This is a genomic window from Streptomyces tendae (genome assembly GCF_014650435.1).
Taxonomy (GTDB): Bacteria; Actinomycetota; Actinomycetes; order Streptomycetales; family Streptomycetaceae; genus Streptomyces; species Streptomyces tendae.
Map to the genome: position 1 here is coordinate 342,790 of NZ_BMUY01000002.1, position 17,360 is coordinate 360,149.

At 76.2% G+C, this 17,360-nt stretch carries 20 protein-coding genes; 9 read left to right on the plus strand and 11 right to left on the minus strand.

Annotated elements, in window-relative coordinates:
• The first annotated feature begins 247 nt into the window (after positions 1-247).
• Complete coding sequence (locus tag IE258_RS06510; RefSeq protein WP_189740115.1) at positions 248-1,840, plus strand: DEAD/DEAH box helicase; 1,593 nt, start codon at positions 248-250, stop codon at positions 1,838-1,840.
• A 60-nt stretch (positions 1,841-1,900) separates the two neighbouring features.
• Positions 1,901-2,230, plus strand: coding sequence for an SCO5918 family protein (locus IE258_RS06515; RefSeq protein WP_189740118.1), 330 nt, complete (start codon positions 1,901-1,903; stop codon positions 2,228-2,230).
• A gap of 61 nt (positions 2,231-2,291) precedes the next feature.
• Here IE258_RS06515 and IE258_RS06520 read toward each other — a convergent pair whose 3' ends face one another.
• The 5 genes from IE258_RS06520 to IE258_RS06540 form a co-directional block, all read right to left on the minus strand.
• Complete coding sequence (locus tag IE258_RS06520; protein ID WP_189740121.1) at positions 2,292-2,645, minus strand: DUF952 domain-containing protein; 354 nt, start codon at positions 2,643-2,645, stop codon at positions 2,292-2,294.
• Positions 2,642-3,172 (minus strand): hypothetical protein, encoded by a 531-nt coding sequence (locus IE258_RS06525; RefSeq protein ID WP_229891960.1) that lies wholly within the window; start codon positions 3,170-3,172, stop codon positions 2,642-2,644. Before IE258_RS06525 ends, IE258_RS06520 begins: the two co-directional genes overlap by 4 nt.
• Complete coding sequence (locus IE258_RS06530) at positions 3,156-3,647, minus strand: RNA polymerase sigma factor (protein WP_003975205.1); 492 nt, start codon at positions 3,645-3,647, stop codon at positions 3,156-3,158. The genes IE258_RS06525 and IE258_RS06530 overlap by 17 nt, the downstream gene beginning before the upstream one ends.
• A gap of 96 nt (positions 3,648-3,743) precedes the next feature.
• Entirely contained in the window at positions 3,744-4,373 is a 630-nt protein-coding gene (locus IE258_RS06535) for a class F sortase (protein WP_189740123.1), read from the minus strand.
• A complete protein-coding gene (locus IE258_RS06540) occupies positions 4,370-4,765 on the minus strand; it encodes a RodZ family helix-turn-helix domain-containing protein (protein WP_189740127.1) in 396 nt (131 codons plus the stop codon). The genes IE258_RS06535 and IE258_RS06540 overlap by 4 nt, the downstream gene beginning before the upstream one ends.
• 211 nt (positions 4,766-4,976) lie before the next feature.
• Between IE258_RS06540 and IE258_RS06545 the strand changes: the two genes are divergently transcribed.
• Positions 4,977-5,981 (plus strand): NAD-dependent epimerase/dehydratase family protein, encoded by a 1,005-nt coding sequence (locus IE258_RS06545; protein ID WP_189740131.1) that lies wholly within the window; start codon positions 4,977-4,979, stop codon positions 5,979-5,981.
• A 9-nt stretch (positions 5,982-5,990) separates the two neighbouring features.
• Here IE258_RS06545 and IE258_RS06550 read toward each other — a convergent pair whose 3' ends face one another.
• On the minus strand, positions 5,991-7,103 hold the full coding sequence (locus IE258_RS06550) for a sensor histidine kinase (protein WP_189740134.1): 1,113 nt from the start codon (positions 7,101-7,103) through the stop codon (positions 5,991-5,993).
• A gap of 2 nt (positions 7,104-7,105) precedes the next feature.
• Complete coding sequence (locus tag IE258_RS06555; RefSeq protein ID WP_373309726.1) at positions 7,106-7,777, minus strand: response regulator transcription factor; 672 nt, start codon at positions 7,775-7,777, stop codon at positions 7,106-7,108.
• A 579-nt stretch (positions 7,778-8,356) separates the two neighbouring features.
• Here IE258_RS06555 and IE258_RS06560 point away from each other — a divergent pair.
• From IE258_RS06560 to IE258_RS06570, 3 genes are read left to right on the plus strand one after another with little or no spacing between them, the layout of a single operon-like run.
• Positions 8,357-9,085: a glycosyltransferase family 2 protein gene (locus tag IE258_RS06560; protein ID WP_189740137.1), complete on the plus strand. Its 729-nt coding sequence runs from the start codon at positions 8,357-8,359 to the stop codon at positions 9,083-9,085.
• Positions 9,082-9,723 (plus strand): TIGR04282 family arsenosugar biosynthesis glycosyltransferase, encoded by a 642-nt coding sequence (locus IE258_RS06565; protein WP_189740140.1) that lies wholly within the window; start codon positions 9,082-9,084, stop codon positions 9,721-9,723. The genes IE258_RS06560 and IE258_RS06565 overlap by 4 nt, the downstream gene beginning before the upstream one ends.
• A complete protein-coding gene (locus IE258_RS06570) occupies positions 9,720-10,511 on the plus strand; it encodes a class I SAM-dependent methyltransferase (protein ID WP_189740143.1) in 792 nt (263 codons plus the stop codon). The genes IE258_RS06565 and IE258_RS06570 overlap by 4 nt, the downstream gene beginning before the upstream one ends.
• A 334-nt stretch (positions 10,512-10,845) precedes the next feature.
• On the opposite strand, the gene IE258_RS06575 is transcribed toward IE258_RS06570, so the two are convergent.
• A complete protein-coding gene (locus IE258_RS06575; protein ID WP_189740145.1) occupies positions 10,846-12,120 on the minus strand; it encodes a molybdopterin-dependent oxidoreductase in 1,275 nt (424 codons plus the stop codon).
• Between the two features lie 83 nt (positions 12,121-12,203).
• Between IE258_RS06575 and IE258_RS06580 the strand changes: the two genes are divergently transcribed.
• A complete protein-coding gene (locus tag IE258_RS06580) occupies positions 12,204-13,595 on the plus strand; it encodes a hypothetical protein (RefSeq protein WP_189740148.1) in 1,392 nt (463 codons plus the stop codon).
• Positions 13,596-13,691: 96 nt separating this feature from the next.
• Here IE258_RS06580 and IE258_RS06585 read toward each other — a convergent pair whose 3' ends face one another.
• From IE258_RS06585 to IE258_RS06595, 3 genes are all read right to left on the minus strand, one after another.
• Positions 13,692-13,895, minus strand: coding sequence for a cold-shock protein (locus tag IE258_RS06585; RefSeq protein WP_059299396.1), 204 nt, complete (start codon positions 13,893-13,895; stop codon positions 13,692-13,694).
• A 163-nt stretch (positions 13,896-14,058) separates the two neighbouring features.
• On the minus strand, positions 14,059-14,730 hold the full coding sequence (locus tag IE258_RS06590; RefSeq protein WP_189740151.1) for a hypothetical protein: 672 nt from the start codon (positions 14,728-14,730) through the stop codon (positions 14,059-14,061).
• Positions 14,731-14,871: 141 nt separating this feature from the next.
• Positions 14,872-16,122 carry a sensor histidine kinase gene (locus IE258_RS06595; protein ID WP_159325043.1) on the minus strand — a complete coding sequence of 417 codons (1,251 nt, stop codon included), beginning with the start codon at positions 16,120-16,122 and terminating at the stop codon, positions 14,872-14,874.
• Between the two features lie 206 nt (positions 16,123-16,328).
• Between IE258_RS06595 and IE258_RS06600 the strand changes: the two genes are divergently transcribed.
• Entirely contained in the window at positions 16,329-16,607 is a 279-nt protein-coding gene (locus IE258_RS06600) for a hypothetical protein (protein ID WP_189740154.1), read from the plus strand.
• Entirely contained in the window at positions 16,604-17,359 is a 756-nt protein-coding gene (locus IE258_RS06605) for an ABC transporter ATP-binding protein (RefSeq protein ID WP_189740157.1), read from the plus strand. Before IE258_RS06600 ends, IE258_RS06605 begins: the two co-directional genes overlap by 4 nt.
• Position 17,360: the final 1 nt, after the last annotated feature.

Sequence of the window (17,360 nt, forward strand, 5' to 3'; positions counted from 1 at the left end):
CCGCACCTTGGGGTGCGGGCCCCAGCTCGCCGCGTTTCCGGGCGCACCGCGCCCCGCGCGGGGGCACGGATTTCTCCACACTCCCTCCCCCGCGTTCGCTTTACCCGCGTTCCCGCATTCACCAATTCTCCCGGTCCGCTCGGCCCAGCACGCCGAAATCGACCGGCCGGCTCGTTCTTGCGATTCCCTGCGCCGCTCCTCCGCTGCGGGTCTCCCTTGATACGTGCCGTATCAAGGAAGGTTCCCCATGAACCGCACACGCACCAACGACCGCCGGCGCTCCGGCGAAGGCCCCCGTCGCTCCCGGTCGGCCGGCCGCTCCCAGAACTCCGGCCGCAGGCCGGCCGCCGCCCCCCAGGGCGGCGAGTTCGCGCTGCCGAAGACCATCACCCCGGCGCTCCCCGCCGTCGAGACCTTCGCCGAACTCGACCTGCCGGCCCGCATGCTGGCCGCCCTCGGCGACCAGGGCGTGACCGTGCCGTTCCCGATCCAGGCGGCGACCCTGCCGAACTCCCTGGCCGGACGGGACGTCCTCGGCCGCGGCCGCACGGGTTCGGGCAAGACCCTCGCCTTCGGTCTCGCCCTGCTGGCCCGTACGGCCGGCCGGCGTGCCGAGCCGCGGCGTCCGCTCGCCCTGGTCCTGGTCCCCACCCGTGAGCTGGCCCAGCAGGTCACCGACGCGCTCGCCCCGTACGCCCGCGCCGTGGGTCTGAGGTCGGCCACCGTGGTCGGCGGCATGTCCATCGGCCGGCAGGCCGGGGCGCTGCGCTCCGGCGCGGAGGTCGTCGTCGCGACGCCCGGACGGCTCAAGGACCTCATCGACCGCGGCGACTGCGCCCTCGGCGACGTCACCATCACGGTCCTCGACGAGGCCGACCAGATGACCGACATGGGCTTCATGCCGCAGGTCACCGCCCTGCTCGACCAGGTGCAGCCGGACGGGCAGCGGATGCTGTTCTCGGCCACCCTCGACCGCAACGTCGACCGGCTGGTCCGCCGCTACCTGACGGACCCGGTGGTCCACTCCGTCGACCCGTCGGCCGGTGCCGTCACCACGATGGAGCACCACGTGCTGCACGTGCAGGACGAGGACAAGCAGCGCGCGACCGTCGAGATCGCGGCCCGCGACGGGCGGGTCATCATGTTCCTGGACACCAAGCACCGGGTGGACCGGCTGGTGAAGCAGCTGCTGAAGAGCGGGGTGCGCGCCGCCGGACTGCACGGCGGCAAGTCCCAGCCGCAGCGCACCCGGACCCTCGCCCAGTTCAAGGACGGGCAGGTGACCGCGCTGGTGGCGACCAACGTCGCGGCCCGCGGCATCCACGTCGACAACCTCGACCTGGTCGTCAACGTGGACCCGCCCGGCGACCACAAGGACTACCTGCACCGGGGCGGCCGTACGGCCCGGGCCGGCGAGTCCGGCAGCGTCGTCACCCTGGTGACGCCGGACCAGCGGCGCGAGATGACCCGGCTGATGGCCGCGGCCGGCATCACCCCGCAGGTCACGCCGGTCCGCTCGGGCGAGGCGGAGCTGACCCGCATCACCGGTGCGCAGACCCCCTCCGGCATCCCCGTCGTCATCGCCGCACCGGTCGTGGAGCGCCCCCGGCGCGCCGCCTCCGGCGCGGGATCGTCGTCCCGCGGTCGCCGCGGCCGCTCCTCGCAGGGGCGCGGCGGCGGACAGGGGGCCGGCACCCAGGCCCGCACCGGCGCCGCGCAGCCCCGCACCGCCGGCCAGGGCCGCGCCGCCCAGGGGCGGCCCACCGGCGACTCCCCGCGCCGCAGGCCGCGCCGTCAGTCCACCGGCGGCTCGGCCGGTTCGACCGGCTCGGCGGCCTAGGACGGTCCGTCGGACTTCCCCCCGACACCACCGGAAACCCATCCCGCTCGTGGAGGCAACATGCGCTGTGTCATCGCCCGGTACCCGTTCGACCTCACCAAGGGCGGGGTGCTGGACTCGATGAAGGGCGTCACGCCCGAACCCGTCACCGGTGAGTCCGTGACCATCGGCCGCCGCCGCTACCCCGTCAAGCAGGTGGGCGAGGTCGTCACCCGGCAGGACCGGCGCGACTTCAGCGGCGGCGAGGTGACCCGGGCCATGGCCCGCCTCGGCTTCACCTGCCACCCCGCCCCCGGCGCCGAACCCGCGCCGTCGGCGCCCGCCGCCACACCGGTCGAGACGGCGTCCGTGCTGCTCGGCGGCACCGTCGTCACGCCCCAGGACGGCTGAGGCACGACGTCCGTGCTGCTCGGCGGCACCGTCGTCACCCCCCAGGACGGCTGAGGCACGATCAGCACAGCTCCGTGGCCCGGCCCCCGTCGTCCCAGCGGACCTCCAGCACATGCCGGACGGCCGCACGGTCGAGGGGGCCGAACACGTGCGGGAAGAGGGTGCCCCCGGCGACACCCGGCGGCGGCGCCGGTGCGGCGGCCTCCCACTCGCACCTCGCGGTGAGCCGGTCCTCGTCGACGAGCAGCGCCACCAGCGGCCGGGGCGCGCCGCGGTAGAAGGCGTTGACGACGGCGAGCGTGGTCTCCTCGTCGGGCGAGCAGTGGACGAACCCGTCCTCCGCGAGGGAGGCGGGCGCGTACGGCCGCCCCGGGTCGGCGTTCCACTCGGCGAGCGGCACCACGTGATAGATCATCGCCCCGTTGTAGCAGCCGCCCCGTCCACCGCGGGCGTGGGCACCACGGCGCCCGGCGCGTTCGACGCTCCCTGCCGGACCGGCGGGGCGCTCGGCTCGGATGCCGGTTCGGACGGCGACGGGGTGGCGGTGGACGGGCCGGATTCCTCGGTCGGCAGTGCGGGGCCGGTGCCGGGCGCCCGCGTGGAGTCGCTGGGCGGGACCGGGCTCGGCGGGGCCGGGCTCGGTGTGGTCTGCGGGGCGGGATCGACGGGGGCCGGGGCCAGCGGTGGCGCCGGGCGGGTGGGCGCGGCTGGGGCCGCCCAGTGCAGCGGCAGCGCGATCAGGGCGGCGGCGGCAGCGGTCGCGGCGGCACCGGCGGCGGCGCGCAGCAGGCGCCGCCGGGACGCCGCCCGGCGGATCGCCTCGTAACGGCCCGGCGGCGGGCCCAGGAAGTCGGCGCCCGGACGCAGTACGACCAGCAGCGGATCGTCGCCGTCCGGTCCGGAACCGGGCCCGTCCATCTCGTCCTCAAGGCGTGTGGTCAAGGCTTCTCCTCAGATGGACGCGGAGCAGTTCGCGGGCCGCGTGCAGGTCGGCCTTGACGGTTCCCTCCTTGCGTCCGGTCAGCACGGACACCTCCCGGATCGGCATGTCGGCGTAGTAGTGGAGCAGGATCGGCACGCGCAGTCGCTCCGGCAGCGACTGTACGAGCAGCCGGACCGAGGGGTCGGCCTGTTCGGGGTGCGGGCGCACGGCGACCTCCGCGGTGACCCGGCGCACCGCCCGGCGCTCGCGCTCCAGTTTGCGCCAGTGGTCGCGGACCAGGTTGGCGGCTGTGACGTAGAGGAAGCCGCGGGGCTCCTCCACGGACGTCCAGCGGGCCCACAGCCGGGTGAACGCCTCCGAGGCGATCTCGTGGGCCGTCTCGTCGTCGTCGACGAGCCGGCGGCACCAGCCGGCGAGGCGCGGATACAGGGCGGCGAACAGTTCGGACGCCGCCCTGTCACGGGACCGTTTCAACGCTCTCCATGGTCGTGAGGGTATGCGGTGCGCACCGGGACCCGGCCTGGGGCCACCGGGACCCGGCCCAGGGCCTGTCCGGCCCTGGGGCCTGCCCTAAACGCCCTTGGTGGCGCTCAGTTCGGCGAAGACGATGACGTTGTCCCGGTACTCCTCGCCGTCGCGCGGGCCGCCGCAGGTGATGAGCCGCAGCTCCGGTCCGGCCACGTCCCCGTAGACGTCCTGCGTCGGGAAGTCGGCCTTCGCGACCGTCCGTACGGCCGTGACCGTGAACTCGGCGGCCGCGCCGTTCTCCAGGCGGGCCTCGATCCGCTCGCCGCGGTGCAGCCGGGCGAGGTCGCGGAAGACCCCGTCGCCGTACCTGCCCACCGTGACGTGGCCCAGGAGGACCGAAGGACCCACCTGACCCGGCGTCGGCGAGTGCCGGTACCAGCCGGCGCGGTCGTCGTCCGTGACGGGCGGGACCTGCACCGTGCCGTCCGCGGCCAGCCCCAGGCCCATGACCGGGGTGTCGACCCCGATGGCGGGGATGCGCAGCCCCACCGGCACCGAACGCGCCAGGGGCCGCACGGACTTCGCCGGGGCCTGCGCGGGAGGTGCCGCCGTGGCCTTCGTGGCTGCCGGGCGGCCGGGGGCGGCGTCGCCGTCCGTCCGGCCGCCGCCGCAGCCCGCGAGCAGCGCGGCCAGTGCGACGGTCGCGAGGGCGCGGCCGGGGCGCGGGATCATGCGCCGGTCGCCGCCGCCCGTCGGCGGCGGACGACGAAGAGGACCACGCCGCCCGCGAGGAGCACCCCGCCGGTGCTGGCGCCGACCACGGACGCGTCGGTCCCGGCCGGGTCGGAGGGCGCCGCCACTCCGGTGTCGGCCGCGCCTTCCGGTACGACGGAGACCTGGCCGTCGGCGGGCGCGGGGGCCGGTGCCTCGGTCGGCTCGGCGGCGGGAGAGCTGACGGACGGGGCGGGTGCGGGGGTCGCGTCGGTCGCTCCGGTACCGGGGCTCGGGGCGCTCTCGGCGGGGGCGGAGGGGACCGGGCTGGGGTCGTCGGCGAACGCGGTCCCGGTGCCCGCCAGTACGGCGGTGCAGGCCAGGGCCACGGCGGTGAGGATGGTTCGGCGCATCGGGTCGCTCTCTCTCGTCGTCGGCGCACCACGTGGGGGGGTGGTGATGCGGGTCGGACGGAGAGACGAGGCGGGGACCGGACGGGTTGTAAAGGAATGGCAAAGCCGCCGGTCGGTCGCGAGGGTTCTTCGGCCCCCGGCTCCTTACGGACCCGTGACGTGCCGGGCGGCGGGCCCGGTCCGGCGCCCTCGCGGGCCTAGCGTGACGGGCATGCGCGTACTGGTCACCGGCAGCGCCGGTTTCATCGGGTCCCACGTCGTTCAGGCCCTGCGGGAGCACGGGCACGAGCCCGTCGGCTACGACGTCCGGGAGGACCCCGGCGCCGACGTGCGCGATCCGGCGGCCCTCGCACGGGCGCTGGCCGGGGTGGACGCCGTGTGCCACCAGGCGGCGATGGTCGGCCTCGGCAACGGGTTCGCCGACGCGGCGGAGTACGTCTCCCGCAACGACCTCGGCACCGCGGTCCTGCTCGCCGCGATGGCCGGTGCGGGCGTGCGGCGGCTGGTGCTCGCCGGGTCGATGGTCGTGTACGGGGAGGGACGGTACACGTGCCCCCGGCACGGGGTGGTGCGGCCGGGGCCGCGCGCCGTCGCCGACCTCGACGCGGGCCGGTTCGAACCCGCCTGCCCCCAGTGCGGCGCGGACCTGTCCCCGGGCCTGGTCGGCGAGGACGCCCCGGCCGACCCGCGCAACGTGTACGCCACCACCAAGCTGGCCCAGGAGCACCTGGCCGCCGCCTGGGCCCGGACGACCGGCGCGACGGCGGTGTCGCTGCGCTACCACAACGTGTACGGCCCCCGGATGCCCCGCGACACCCCGTACGCCGGGGTCGCCTCCTTCTTCCGCTCCGCGCTGGCCCGCGGCGAGGCCCCGCGCGTCTTCGAGGACGGCCGCCAGCGCCGGGACTTCGTGCACGTACGGGACGTGGCCGCGGCGAACGTCGCGGCGCTGGAAGCCGCCGGGCCGCCCCAGGGCGCGCTCGGCGCCTACAACACCGGCAGCGGCGAGCCGCACACGGTGGGCGAGATGGCCACCGCCCTCGCCGCCGCGTACGGCGGACCCGAGCCCGTGGTCACCGGCGAGTACCGGCTGGGCGACGTCCGCCACATCACCGCCGACTCGGCGCGTCTGCGGACCGAGCTGGGCTGGCGTCCCGAGGTGGGGTTCACCGAGGGCATGCGGGAGTTCGCGCGGGCGGGCCTGCGGGGGGAGTGACCCCGGGTCTCAGGCCTCCGCCGGCGGCAGCGTCACCTCGAAGCGGCAGCCGCCGGGGATGTTGCGGACCGTGGCCCGGCCGCTGTGGGCCTCGACGATGCCGCGCACGATGGCGAGGCCCAGGCCGGCCCCGGCCGGGGGCGTACGGGCGTGGGTGCCGCGCCAGCCGGTGTCGAAGACCCGCGGCAGGTCCTCCTCGGGGATGCCGCCGCAGCCGTCGGTCACGGAGACCACCACACCGTCGGCGGACCGCTCGGCGGCGACCGCGACCGTGCCGTCGGCTGGGGTCCGGCGGATCGCGTTGACCAGCAGGTTGCCCAGGACCCGGCTCATCTCCTTGCCGTCCACCTCGACCGGCACGGCCGCCACCGCGTCGCCGACCAGCCGTACGCCGTGCCGGCGGGCGAGCGGGTCCGCACCGGCGAGGGCGTCGCCGACCAGGTCGTAGAGCGAGACCCGGGCGGGGGTGAGGACGAGGGTGCCGGCGTGGATGCGGGAGAGTTCGAAGAGGTCGCCGACCATGTCGTTGAGGCGTTCCACCTCGGCGCGGATCTGCCGCAGGTAGCGGTCGGGGTCGGCGGCGACCCCGTCCTCCAGCGCCTCGGACATGGCGCGCAGCCCGGCCAGCGGGGTGCGCAGGTCGTGCGAGATCCAGGCGACCAGCTCGCGCCGGGAGGTCTCCAGGGCGCGCTCCCGTTCCCTTGACTGGGCGAGCCGGGCGCTGGTGGCCGCCAGTTCGCGGCTGAGCGCGTCCAGTTCCGCGGTGGCGGGGGTGGTGGGGGCCGCGTAGTCCCCGTCGTCGCCGAACGAGCGCGTCGCCGCCGCCAGTTCGCGGCTGCGGGCGACCACCCAGCGGCCCAGCAGCAGCGCCGTGGCCAGGGAGACGACGGCCGCCATCGCTACGACGGTCGTGACGACGGACAGGTCGTGCGGGGACAGGAACATCGCCCAGGCGACGGCCAGCGTGCCGGCGAGCATGGCGAGCACGGCGACCGCCGCCACCACGGCGAGCGAGGCGGTCAGCGAGCGCCGCCGGATCAGCCGCAGCACGGCCGCGCCCACCAGGCCGGCGGCGGTGGCGCCCGCGAAGGCGTAGAGAGCGATGAGCAGGGTCGCGTGCACGGTCAGTCCGCCTCCCGGCTGGCGGGGTCGAAGCGGTAGCCCACGCCCCACACCGTCTGGATCAGCCGGGGGCGGGCCGGGTCGTCCTCGACCTTGCCGCGCAGCCGCCGGACGTGGACGGTCACGGTGGACAGGTCGCCGAAGTCCCAGCCCCACACCTCGCGCATCAGCTCCTCCCGGGCGAACGCCCGCCCGGGGTTGCGCAGGAAGAAGACGAGCAGGTCGAACTCACGGAGCGTCAGGGCCAGTTCGACCCCGCCCTTGGTGGCCCTGCGGGCGGCCGGGTCGGCGGTGAGGCCGGCCGCGGACGGCGGGCGCGGCGCCGGGGCCGGGCGGGTGCGGCGCAGCACGGACTCCACCCGCAGCACCAGTTCCCGTGGGCTGAAGGGCTTGGTGACGTAGTCGTCGGCGCCGACCTCCAGACCGAGGACGCGGTCGTCCTCGTCGCCCCGGGCGGTCAGCATGATGACCGGCACCGGCCCCTGCCCGCGCATTCGCCGGCACACCTCCAGTCCGTCCATGCCGGGCAGCATCAGGTCGAGCACCACCAGGTCGGGCCGGTACGCGGCGGCCCGCGCGAGCGCGGCCGGCCCGTCCCCGGCCCGGTCGACGCGGTACCCGGCCCGGTCGAGATACCCGGCCACGACCTCCGCGACGGTGGGATCGTCGTCCACGACGAGGATCCGCGCGGGCGCAGGCGCAGGCGCGGCCGTGGCCGGGCCTCCGGCCGAGGTCTCGGCCGGGGACGCCCCGACGCCCGGGGAACCGGCCGGGCCCCTGCCCGGTGGCCCGGCCACGGATCCGCGGGGAGGTCCATCGAGGCCCGGGGAACCGTCACCGACCGGACGCTCAGCCGGAACCCCGGCACCGGACTGGGCCGAGCGCCCCTCGCGGGGCAGGGCCGAAAACACGCCGGAGGCGCCCGCCCCTGCGGCGTCCGAGGACCGCGCCGGAGGACCGGCCGGGGAACCGCCCACGAACTCGCCCGAGGCCACGGACGGCGGCACCACGAGCGGTTCGGCCGGGGCCCGGTCGACGGGCCGGCCCGGAACCCCGGCACCGGGCCCGGCCGAAGACCCGGTGACGGGGGCGGCCGGGGGTACGGGGGCCGGGGTGGAGGTGTCGGGCTGCTGGTGCATGGGGCCAGCGTCGCACCGCGGGCTCGGCGGCGGGGCTTCCGAGGGCGGACGGGTCGGCGACGTCCGTGTTTCGTAAGGAGTGGAAGTCCGATTCGTCCGGTTCCTGTTCGTAGGGTGAACGCCGTGACCACCTCGCCCGCTCCCGACGTCGACGTCGTCCTCCCCTGCCTGAACGAGGCCGGGGCCCTCCCGTGGGTCCTGGCCCGCGTCCCGGCCGGCTGGCGCGCCCTCGTCGTCGACAACGGCTCCACCGACGGCTCGGCGGACCTCGCCCGCTCGCTCGGCGCCACGGTCGTGACCGAGCCGCGCCGCGGTTTCGGCGCCGCCTGCCACGCCGGACTGACCGCCGCGACCGCCGACGTCGTCTGCTTCTGCGACTGCGACGCCTCCCTCGACCCGGGCCTGCTGGCGCCGTTCGTGGAGGAGATCCGCGCCGGCACCTCCGACCTCGTGCTCGGGCGCCGACGGCCGCGGACCAGGGGTGCGTGGCCCGTGCACGCCCGCGCCGGCAACCTCGCCCTGGCCCGGATGCTGCGCCACCGCACCGGCCTGCGGCTGCACGACCTCGGCCCGCTGCGCGCGGCCCGCCGCGAGCCGCTGCTCGCTCTCGGCCTCACCGACCGGCGCAGCGGCTACCCGCTGCAGATGGTGGTGCGGGCCGCCGACGCGGGCTGGCGGATCGCCGAGCACGACGTCCCGTACCTGCCCCGCACCGGCGCCTCGAAGGTGACCGGCACCTGGCGCGGCACCTGGCACGCGGTACGGGACATGCGCCGCGTCCTGGCCGAGCCGCCGGCCGTCCGCGCCGACGTCGGCGACAGCGAGAGGAGCGGCACCCGGTGACCGCCACGACCACGCTCCTCGTCATCGCCAAGGAGCCGCGTCCCGGCCGGGTCAAGACCCGGCTCACCCCGCCCTTCACCCCCGCCGAGGCGGCCGCGCTGGCCGAGGCCGCCCTCGCCGACACCCTGGCCGCCGTGGCCGCGACGCCCGCGCGGCGCCGGGTACTGGTGCTCGACGGCGCCCCGGGCCCGTGGCTGCCGCCCGGCTTCGACGTCGTACCGCAGTGCGCCGGCGGGCTCGACGAACGGCTCGCGGACGCCTTCGCCGGGTGCGCGGGACCCGCCCTGCTGATCGGGATGGACGCCCCGCAGGTGACGCCGGACCTGCTCGACGTGGACTTCCACGACTGCGACGCGTACTTCGGACCGGCCGAGGACGGCGGCTTCTGGGCCCTGGGCCTGGCCCGGCCGGAACCCGCCCTGCTGCGGGGCGTGCCCATGTCGACGCCGGTCACGGGGGCCGTGCAGCGCGAGCGGCTCCTGACGGCGGGACTGCGGGTGCGCGACCTGCCGCCGCTGCGCGACGTCGACACCGCCGCCGACGCCCGCGCCGTCGCCGCCCTGGCCCCGGACGGCCGGTTCGCCGCCCGGCTGGCGGCCTGTGCACCGGCCGCGGACCGGCGGCGGGCAAGCCGGTGAAGGGCGCCGCGCGACTCGCCCCCGGCACGCCGTCCCCCGCCCCCGCCTGGGCGGCCTCCGACCCCTACGCCGCCGCCCTGCGGTCGGGACACGGGCCGCTGTTCCTGCGCCGCACCGACGGCTGGCTGCTGCCGCTGGAGGTGGAGCGCTGGTGCGCGCGGGCCGACCCGGTGGACCTGGAGGTGCTGGACCGCTGCGAGGGCGCCGTCCTCGACGTGGGCTGCGGACCCGGCCGACTGGTGGCCGAACTCGCCGCCCGGGGCCGCACCGCCCTCGGCATCGACGTCAGCGAGGCCGCCGTGACCCGCACCGTACGGCTCGGCGGCCAGTCCCTGCGGCGCTCCGTGTTCGAGCCGCTGCCCGGCGAGGGGCGCTGGGACACCGTCCTGCTGATGGACGGCAACGTCGGTATCGGCGGCGATCCCCGTGCGCTGCTCGCCCGCGTCGCCGCCCTGCTCGCCCCCGGCGGCCTGCTGATCGCCGAGACCGCCCCGGTCGACGTCGACGAACGCGCCCACGTGCAGCTCGTCGGCGTCACCGACGCCCACGCCCGTGCCGCCGGCAGCCCGTTCCCGTGGGCGCGGATCGGCACCCGCGCCCTGCTGCGCCGGGCGGGCGCGGCCGGCTGGCGCAGTGCCGGTCAGTGGACGTCGGGCGGGCGCCGCTTCGTCGCGCTGCGCAGCAGCCGCCCGGCGAGCAGCAGCGCCGAGCCGCCGAACAGCACCGCCGTGATCAGCAGCCAGCGGGCGAGGAAGCCGTCCGCCGACAGCCCGGTGACCCCCGCGTAGCTCGCGTCGACCCGGCCGCCGATCAGCGGGAACCACACCAACAGGAGCAGCCCGGAGCAGGCCGCCGGAAACCGGACGTACGAGGTCCACTCACTGTGCCGGGCCGCGCCGAGACCTCCCGTGAGCGCCCGGTCCGCCACCGAGTACAGCGGCAGCAGGACCAAGTCGTGCAGGAGTGCCGCGCCCACGAACCAGAGGACCACGCCGAGCCAGTCGCCGGCGAGCAGCCGCACGCCCGCGTAGCCCGCGAGCGCGAAGGAGCAGGCGAGGAGGAGGATCTGGAAAGGACTGCCGATCCGGGGCCGCCGCGCCCCCTGCACCCGGCGTACGCGCTTCATCCCAGGTCTCCGAACGTCATCCGGGCCACCCACTTGGTGTTCAGCACGCCGGGCGCGGCGGGCACGATGATCCGCGCCGGGTGTCCGTGGTCCGGGCTCAGCTGCTCGCCGTTGACGTACAGGGCGAGCAGGGAGCGCGGGTCGGCCACCTGGTTGGCGCGCAGGGCCCCGCTGCGGAAGGCGCCGCGTCGCTGGAGGGACTCGACGAACACGTCCGGCGGGTCGTCCCCGTGGCCCGCGAGCGCGGCCAGGTCCCGCAGCCGCACCCCGCGCCACCACTGGTCGGACGTCGACCAGCCCTCGACGCAGGCGATGGGCAGGGCCGCGCTGTGCTGCTCCATGGCGAGCAGGTCGGCGCGGCTGAGCCGGACGCTTCCCGCCCGCCCCGTCACGACGAGCCGCCAGGTGTCCTCGCGGGTCTCGGCCGGGTCGATGCCGACGTGGGCGGCCGTCTTGTTGATCTGGAAACCGTTCGGGCCACTGCCCGGCTCGGGTCCCCCGTGCGGGGAGAGCACGGCGGTGGCCCGCAGCGGCCCGTCGAAGCCGCGGCCCGCGTTGGTGGCGAACATCAGCAGCGAGCCGCCCCCGACGAACCACAGCGCGCCGCGCCGCGAGACGGTGGGCGCGGCGGGCCGCGGCGAGACCAGGTCGTCCCGCTCCTCCCGCTCCACCCGCACCTCCGGCTCCACCCGCTCCCCCCGCATCGCCCGGAGGTTGCGCAGCGCGGTCGGCGCCTTCAGCACGGCGTGTGCGACGAACGCGCCGAAGAAGACCCAGGCGCCGTAGAAGTGCAGCGGGTAGAAGGAGCCGGGGAAGAGATAGTCCAGCTGGATGTTGAGCACCCCGGTGGCGAACTCGAACAGGGCGCCGCCGACCAGCAGCAGCAGCGAGATCCGCTCCAGCGCGTGGGCGAGCGAGCGGACCGGCGGCAGCGTGAACAGCCTCGGCACCACCGACCACAGCTTGGCCAGCAGCACCGGGATCAGGACCAGCCCGAGGGTCACGTGGACGCCCTGCGTGAGCCGGTACAGCCAGGGCGGGTCGGTCGGCCAGGCGAAGAGGTAGAAGCCGAGGATCCCCTTGTCCGGGGTCTTGTCGTTGACCGGCGCCAGATCCGGGTTGTAGGCGGCGTAGGACAGCAGCCCCGTCACGAACAGCACGGTGATGCCGACGAGCAGGACGAGGCCGAGCACCGAGGTGAACCAGGGCCCGCGCAGCGGGCTGCGCCAGAAACCCGGGGAGGAGGGAAGCCGTGGGGCGAGGTCGCGCATGTCCCGACCGTAGGCCGGGACCGGCCCCCGGAACGGTCCACGACCCATGACGAAACGCTGACGTCCGCCGTGCGCACCGCCCGATGCGTGATCTCCCGGCCTACGGTGCCGGGGTGACCGTGACCCGCCCGCGCCCCGTGCCCCGCGACCTGTACGCCGTGGCGGCCGCCGTGCTGCTCGTGACGGCCGCCGTCCTGGTCGGCCGGTACGTGTACACCTACGACGACCTGATCGTCGGCTGGCCGCCCCTGCTGGGCCGCTGGGACCCGCATCTGGGCCCCGGCACCCCGGCCGCCGTGGTGGTCGCGGCGGCGGTCGTGGCGTACGGCCCGGCCGTCGCCGCCCGGCTGCCGTGGCGTGCGCTGCTGCCGGCGGCCTGGGGCACGGCGCTGGCCTGGACCTGGTCGCTGGCGCTGATCGACGGGTGGGAACGGGGCGTCGCCGGACGGCTCACCACAAGCCAGGAGTACCTCTCGGTCATCGACCGCTGGCACGACATCCCGGCGACCCTGCGGGACTTCAACGGCCACATCCTGCTCCACTCCCCCGACAACTGGCCCGCCCACGTCGCCGGTCACCCGCCCGGGGCCACGCTCACCTACGTGCTCCTGGACCGGATCGGGCTCGGCGGCGGGGGCTGGGCCGGGGCCCTGACCATCACCGTGGGCGCGACGGCGGGCGTGGCGGTGCTGGTCGCGGTGCGGGCCCTGGCCGCCGAGCGGCTCGCCCGGCGGGCGGCGCCCTTCCTGGTCCTGGCACCGGCGGCGGTGTGGATGGGCACGTCCGCCGACGGCTACTTCGCGGCGGTCGCCGCGTGGGCGGTGGCTCTGCTGGCCCTCGCGGTCACCGGGCGGCGGCTGTGGTGGGCGGCGGGCTCGGGACTGCTGTTCGGGCTGACCTGCTACCTCTCGTACGGCCTGACGCTGTTCGCGGTGGTCGCGGCGGCGGTGCTCCTGCTGGGGCGGCGCGGGGTACGGGCGCGGCCGGTGCTGTTCGTGCCGCTGCTGGCGGGGGCGGCGGTGGTGCCGGCGGCGTTCACGGCGGCCGGGTTCGACTGGTGGGAGGCGTACCACCTGCTGGTAGAGAGGTACTACGAGGGCGCGGCCGGTGTCCGCCCCTACGCCTACTGGGTGTGGGCCAACCTCGCCTGCACGGTGCTCATCACGGGCCTTGCGACGGTGGCGGGCCTGCGGCGGGCCGGAGGCGTACTGGTCCGGCGGCGCGCCGAGGGCGTGCGGGCGGACGGTGCGCGGGCCGGGGAGACCCGGCTGGCGTTCCTCGTGGCCGCCGCGCTGCTCGCGCTGCTGGCCGCGGACCTGTCCGGCATGAGCAAGGCGGAGACGGAACGCATCTGGCTCCCCTTCGCCCTGTGGCTCCTCGCGGCCTGCGCCTTCCTCACCCGGCCGCGCGGCTGGCTGGCGGCGCAGGCGGTCCTGGCCCTGCTCCTGAACCACCTGGTGGCGACCGGCTGGTGAACACACGCGAAGGGCCCGCACCGTGCGGTGCGGGCCCTCGACAGGTGCTGCGCGACTACCGCGCGACGTACTGCACGCGGGTCGTCACGCGGGTCGTTACGCGGGAACGATGTTCTCCGCCTGCGGGCCCTTCTGGCCCTGCGTGACGTCGAAGTTCACCCGCTGGCCCTCCTGGAGCTCGCGGAAGCCCTGGGCGTTGATGTTCGAGTAGTGGGCGAAGACGTCGGCGCCGCCGCCGTCCTGCGCGATGAAACCGAAGCCCTTTTCGGCGTTGAACCACTTCACGGTACCGGAAGCCATGCTTTTTTCTCCTAGGCAGTGTTGAAGGCCCGCACCGTGCGGAGCCTCCCATCGCCGCGATGATCACCTGCCCGGAACCCGGGGTCGACGCACAGGGCAACCACAACTGCAACATGTCCAGGTTAGCACGGAATGTACCGTCAATCCGGGAGGAAACGCCGGATCAGCCCCCGAGGACCAGGACGCCGTACCGGCCGAGCACGGACGACTGGAGGGTGTCGCCCTCGGCGTAGCGCCAGCCCCAGGAGCGCAGCGCCTGCACGGTCGCGCCGTTGGTGCGGTCCACCAGGGTGACACCGAGGGCGGCCTCGTGCTCGGCCAGCAGGCGGGTCTGCAACCGCCGGGCGAGGTTCCAGGCGCGGTCCTGGTGCTGTCTGCGCACGCGGGCCGGCACGACGATCCCGGAGACCAGGAAGAGCCGGCCCGACGCGGCGACGGACAGCACGCTCCCCGGCAGGTACGGCTCGAGTCCCCGCACGCCGCGCGGGTCGCCGCCGGGCACGGGGTAGCCGTAGGCACAGCCGGTCAGGACGGTGGTCTCCGCTATCAGCAGACCGAAGCCCGGACGCCGTACGTCGGCGCCCAGTCGGCGCAGGAAGGCGCCGCGGGCCGCGTTCCACGCCCGGGGGCCGCCGCCGGAGGTCTGCGCGTACAGGTCGCCCAGCTCGGCGAACCGGTCCTCGATCTGACGCCGGGTCAGCGGCCGCAGCCGCTCACCGGCCTGCGGCGAGGAACCCTGCCGCGGGCCCGGACGCCGCGCACCCGGCCGGTGGGCCGCGGCGGGCCGCTCCTGACGCTCCGTGGTCGCCGGCCGCACCGGCACGTGCACCGTCATGAGGCGAGTCCTGCCCCGGGCTCGGGCGGATACCGGCCCGGCGTCGTCGATCGCCGGGAGCGGCACCGGTGTCGGGGCCGGTGCGCGGCAGGCCCCCGGTTCCTCCACCGTACTGCGGGCCCCGGCCCGTGGCCCGGTGGGTCAGCTCCCGCAGGGCAGGTCCACGTCCAGGGTGGTGGGGCCGCCGGGCGGGCTGCTCAGGCGGAGGGTGCCGTCCAGTGCCGCGACGCGGCGGCGGATGCCGGTCAGGCCCGACCCGCCGTCCTCGTCGGCGCCGCCCCGGCCGTCGTCCTCGACCAGCAGGCGCAGCCGGCCCCCGCGGGCCCGGACCGTGACCGAGGCGCGGGCGGCACCGCTGTGCTTCGCGATGTTCGTGAGCGCCTCGGCCACCACGAAGTACGCCGTCGCCTCGACCGACGCCGCGCATCGCTCGGGCACGTCGGCCTCGACGCGGCACGGCACCCCGCAGTCCGCCGCGAGTCCCGACAGCGCGCCCGCGAGACCGCGGTCGGCGAGGACCGGCGGCAGGATGCCCCGCGCCACCGAACGCAGCTCCGCCAGCGCCTGCTCCGCGGCGGACTGCGCACGCTCCAGCAACTCGTCCGCCCCGGAGGGGTCGCGCGCCGCCATGCGTCGGGCCGCGCCCAGCAGCACCGTCACCGACACCAGCCGGTTCTGCGCTCCGTCGTGCAGGGACCGTTCGATCCGGCGCAGCTCGGTGGCGTGCGCGTCCAGCGCCGCGGCCCGGGTCGCGGTCAGCTCCGCCACCCGCAACGACAGGTCCGTGTCCGGGCCCGCCGCGAGCAGCCGCCGGGCCGGGGCGGCCTGGAGCCGCGCCATGCCGGGGCCCAGGCCCAGGACGATCGCGGTCCAGCCCACGCCCAGCAGGGTCGCCGCGAGCGCGTCCGGCCAGCCGTGCGCGGTGCCGACGCCGATGGACGTGGTCGTCGCCTCCCCGGGGCTCAGCCGCCACCACAGCGGGAAGGTGGTGTCCCGGACGGCGCAGAGCGGCAGCAGGAAGCCGAGCAGGCCCAGCAGGAGCCCCAGGGTGGCGTGCCGGACCAGCCAGTTCAGCTCGCGCCGGGTGGTGGCATCGCCCAGGGCCGCGCGCAGCCGGGTGGGCGGCGGGTCGGGCGGGACGATCTCCGGGCCCCGGCGGGACAGGCGTTCGCGTTCCCGGCGGGCGAGCGCGTGCAGGGCGCGCAGGGCGGCGGGGGCGAGCAGCAGACCCACGCCGGCCGGCGCGGTCACGGCGGCCAGCGCCACCAGCAGCAGCACGCCCAGCGCCAGGAACGCGGTGCCGAGCCCGCCGACGAGCTGCCCCGTCGCGGCACCGGCGGCACGCAGCGTCCGTACGGCGGTCTCCCGCACGGACGTGACCGGCACCGTCATCCGCCTGCCTCCCTCCGGTCCGTGCGCCCCGCTCCGGCGTGCGCGTGGGGCCGACCCTATGCCGCCGGACGGGCCGGCGGCGGGTGCGGAGCCGGAGAGTACAGCCTGCTGTACCCCGGACCGGGCGGCCCACGGGATCGGCCGCCGGGTGCCTCGCTCCATAGCGTCGGGGACGACCGAGAGCGACGCCGACGGAGGCCGCAGCCATGACGCACCAGGATCGCCACAACCAGCAGGACCCCTACCGCCTGGGCGTGCCCCAGGCCGTCCCGACCGCCGCTTCGGCCCCCGGCGAGGGCCCGGACGCCGTCTCGCGCGGGGACGTCCTGCGGACGCTGCTGTGGGCCGTGGTGGTGCTCAGCGCGGTCGCCAACATGGCCCTCTCCTTCACCGGTGCCGCCGCCCCGCTCCACCTGGCCAGCGGCGTGGTCACCGTGCTCGCCGCCGGGACCCTCGTCGTGCGCGGCCTGCGGGGGCGGCGATGAGCACCGCAGCCCTCACCGCCGTCACCGCGCGCCGGGCGCCCGCCATCGCGCTGGACCGGGTCGCCCGGACGTACCCGGGCGGCGTACGGGCCCTGGACGAGGTGTCGCTGACCGTGGAGCACGGCACGTTTCTCGCGGTGATGGGGCCCTCGGGGTCCGGCAAGAGCACGCTGATGCACTGCGCCGCCGGGCTCGACTCCCCCACGTCCGGCAGCGTCCGCATCGACGGGCAGGAGATCTCCGGCCTGAACGAGACCCGCCGCACCGAACTGCGCCGCGAACGCGTCGGGTTCGTGTTCCAGGCGTACAACCTGATCCCCTCGCTCAGCGTCGAGGACAACGTCACGCTGCCGCTGCGCCTGGCCGGCCGGCGCCCGGACCGGGACTGGCTGCGGACGCTGACCGAGCGGGTGGGGCTGGCCGACCGGCTGTCGCACCGCCCCGCCGAGCTGTCCGGCGGCCAGCAGCAACGGGCCGCCGTCGTACGGGCGCTGGCGGCCAAGCCCGCCGTCGTCTTCGCGGACGAGCCGACCGGCGCGCTGGACCTGCGCAGCGCCCACCAGGTGCTCGACCTGCTGCGCGCACTCGTCGACGACCTCGGTCAAACGGTGGTCATGGTCACCCACGACCCGGCCGCGGCGGCCCGCGCGCACCGGGCACTGGTGATGGCCGACGGCCGGGTGGTCGAGGCCCTGGAGCGGCCGACGGCCCCGCAACTGGCCCAGCGGCTCGTCGCGTTGGGGGAGCGGTAGA

Excerpts from the sequence above, each read along its gene's own strand:
- IE258_RS06510 (WP_189740115.1), top strand. The coding sequence starts at position 248 with ATGAACCGCACACGCACCAACGACCGCCGGCGCTCCGGCGAAGGCCCC.
- IE258_RS06515 (WP_189740118.1), top strand. The coding sequence starts at position 1,901 with ATGCGCTGTGTCATCGCCCGGTACCCGTTCGACCTCACCAAGGGCGGG.
- IE258_RS06520 (WP_189740121.1), bottom strand. The coding sequence starts at position 2,645 with ATGATCTATCACGTGGTGCCGCTCGCCGAGTGGAACGCCGACCCGGGG.
- IE258_RS06535 (WP_189740123.1), bottom strand. The coding sequence starts at position 4,373 with ATGATCCCGCGCCCCGGCCGCGCCCTCGCGACCGTCGCACTGGCCGCG.
- IE258_RS06540 (WP_189740127.1), bottom strand. The coding sequence starts at position 4,765 with ATGCGCCGAACCATCCTCACCGCCGTGGCCCTGGCCTGCACCGCCGTA.
- IE258_RS06545 (WP_189740131.1), top strand. The coding sequence starts at position 4,977 with ATGCGCGTACTGGTCACCGGCAGCGCCGGTTTCATCGGGTCCCACGTC.
- IE258_RS06575 (WP_189740145.1), bottom strand. The coding sequence starts at position 12,120 with ATGCGCGACCTCGCCCCACGGCTTCCCTCCTCCCCGGGTTTCTGGCGC.
- IE258_RS06580 (WP_189740148.1), top strand. The coding sequence starts at position 12,204 with ATGCGTGATCTCCCGGCCTACGGTGCCGGGGTGACCGTGACCCGCCCG.
- IE258_RS06585 (WP_059299396.1), bottom strand. The coding sequence starts at position 13,895 with ATGGCTTCCGGTACCGTGAAGTGGTTCAACGCCGAAAAGGGCTTCGGT.
- IE258_RS06590 (WP_189740151.1), bottom strand. The coding sequence starts at position 14,730 with ATGACGGTGCACGTGCCGGTGCGGCCGGCGACCACGGAGCGTCAGGAG.
- IE258_RS06595 (WP_159325043.1), bottom strand. The coding sequence starts at position 16,122 with ATGACGGTGCCGGTCACGTCCGTGCGGGAGACCGCCGTACGGACGCTG.
- IE258_RS06600 (WP_189740154.1), top strand. The coding sequence starts at position 16,329 with ATGACGCACCAGGATCGCCACAACCAGCAGGACCCCTACCGCCTGGGC.
- IE258_RS06605 (WP_189740157.1), top strand. The coding sequence starts at position 16,604 with ATGAGCACCGCAGCCCTCACCGCCGTCACCGCGCGCCGGGCGCCCGCC.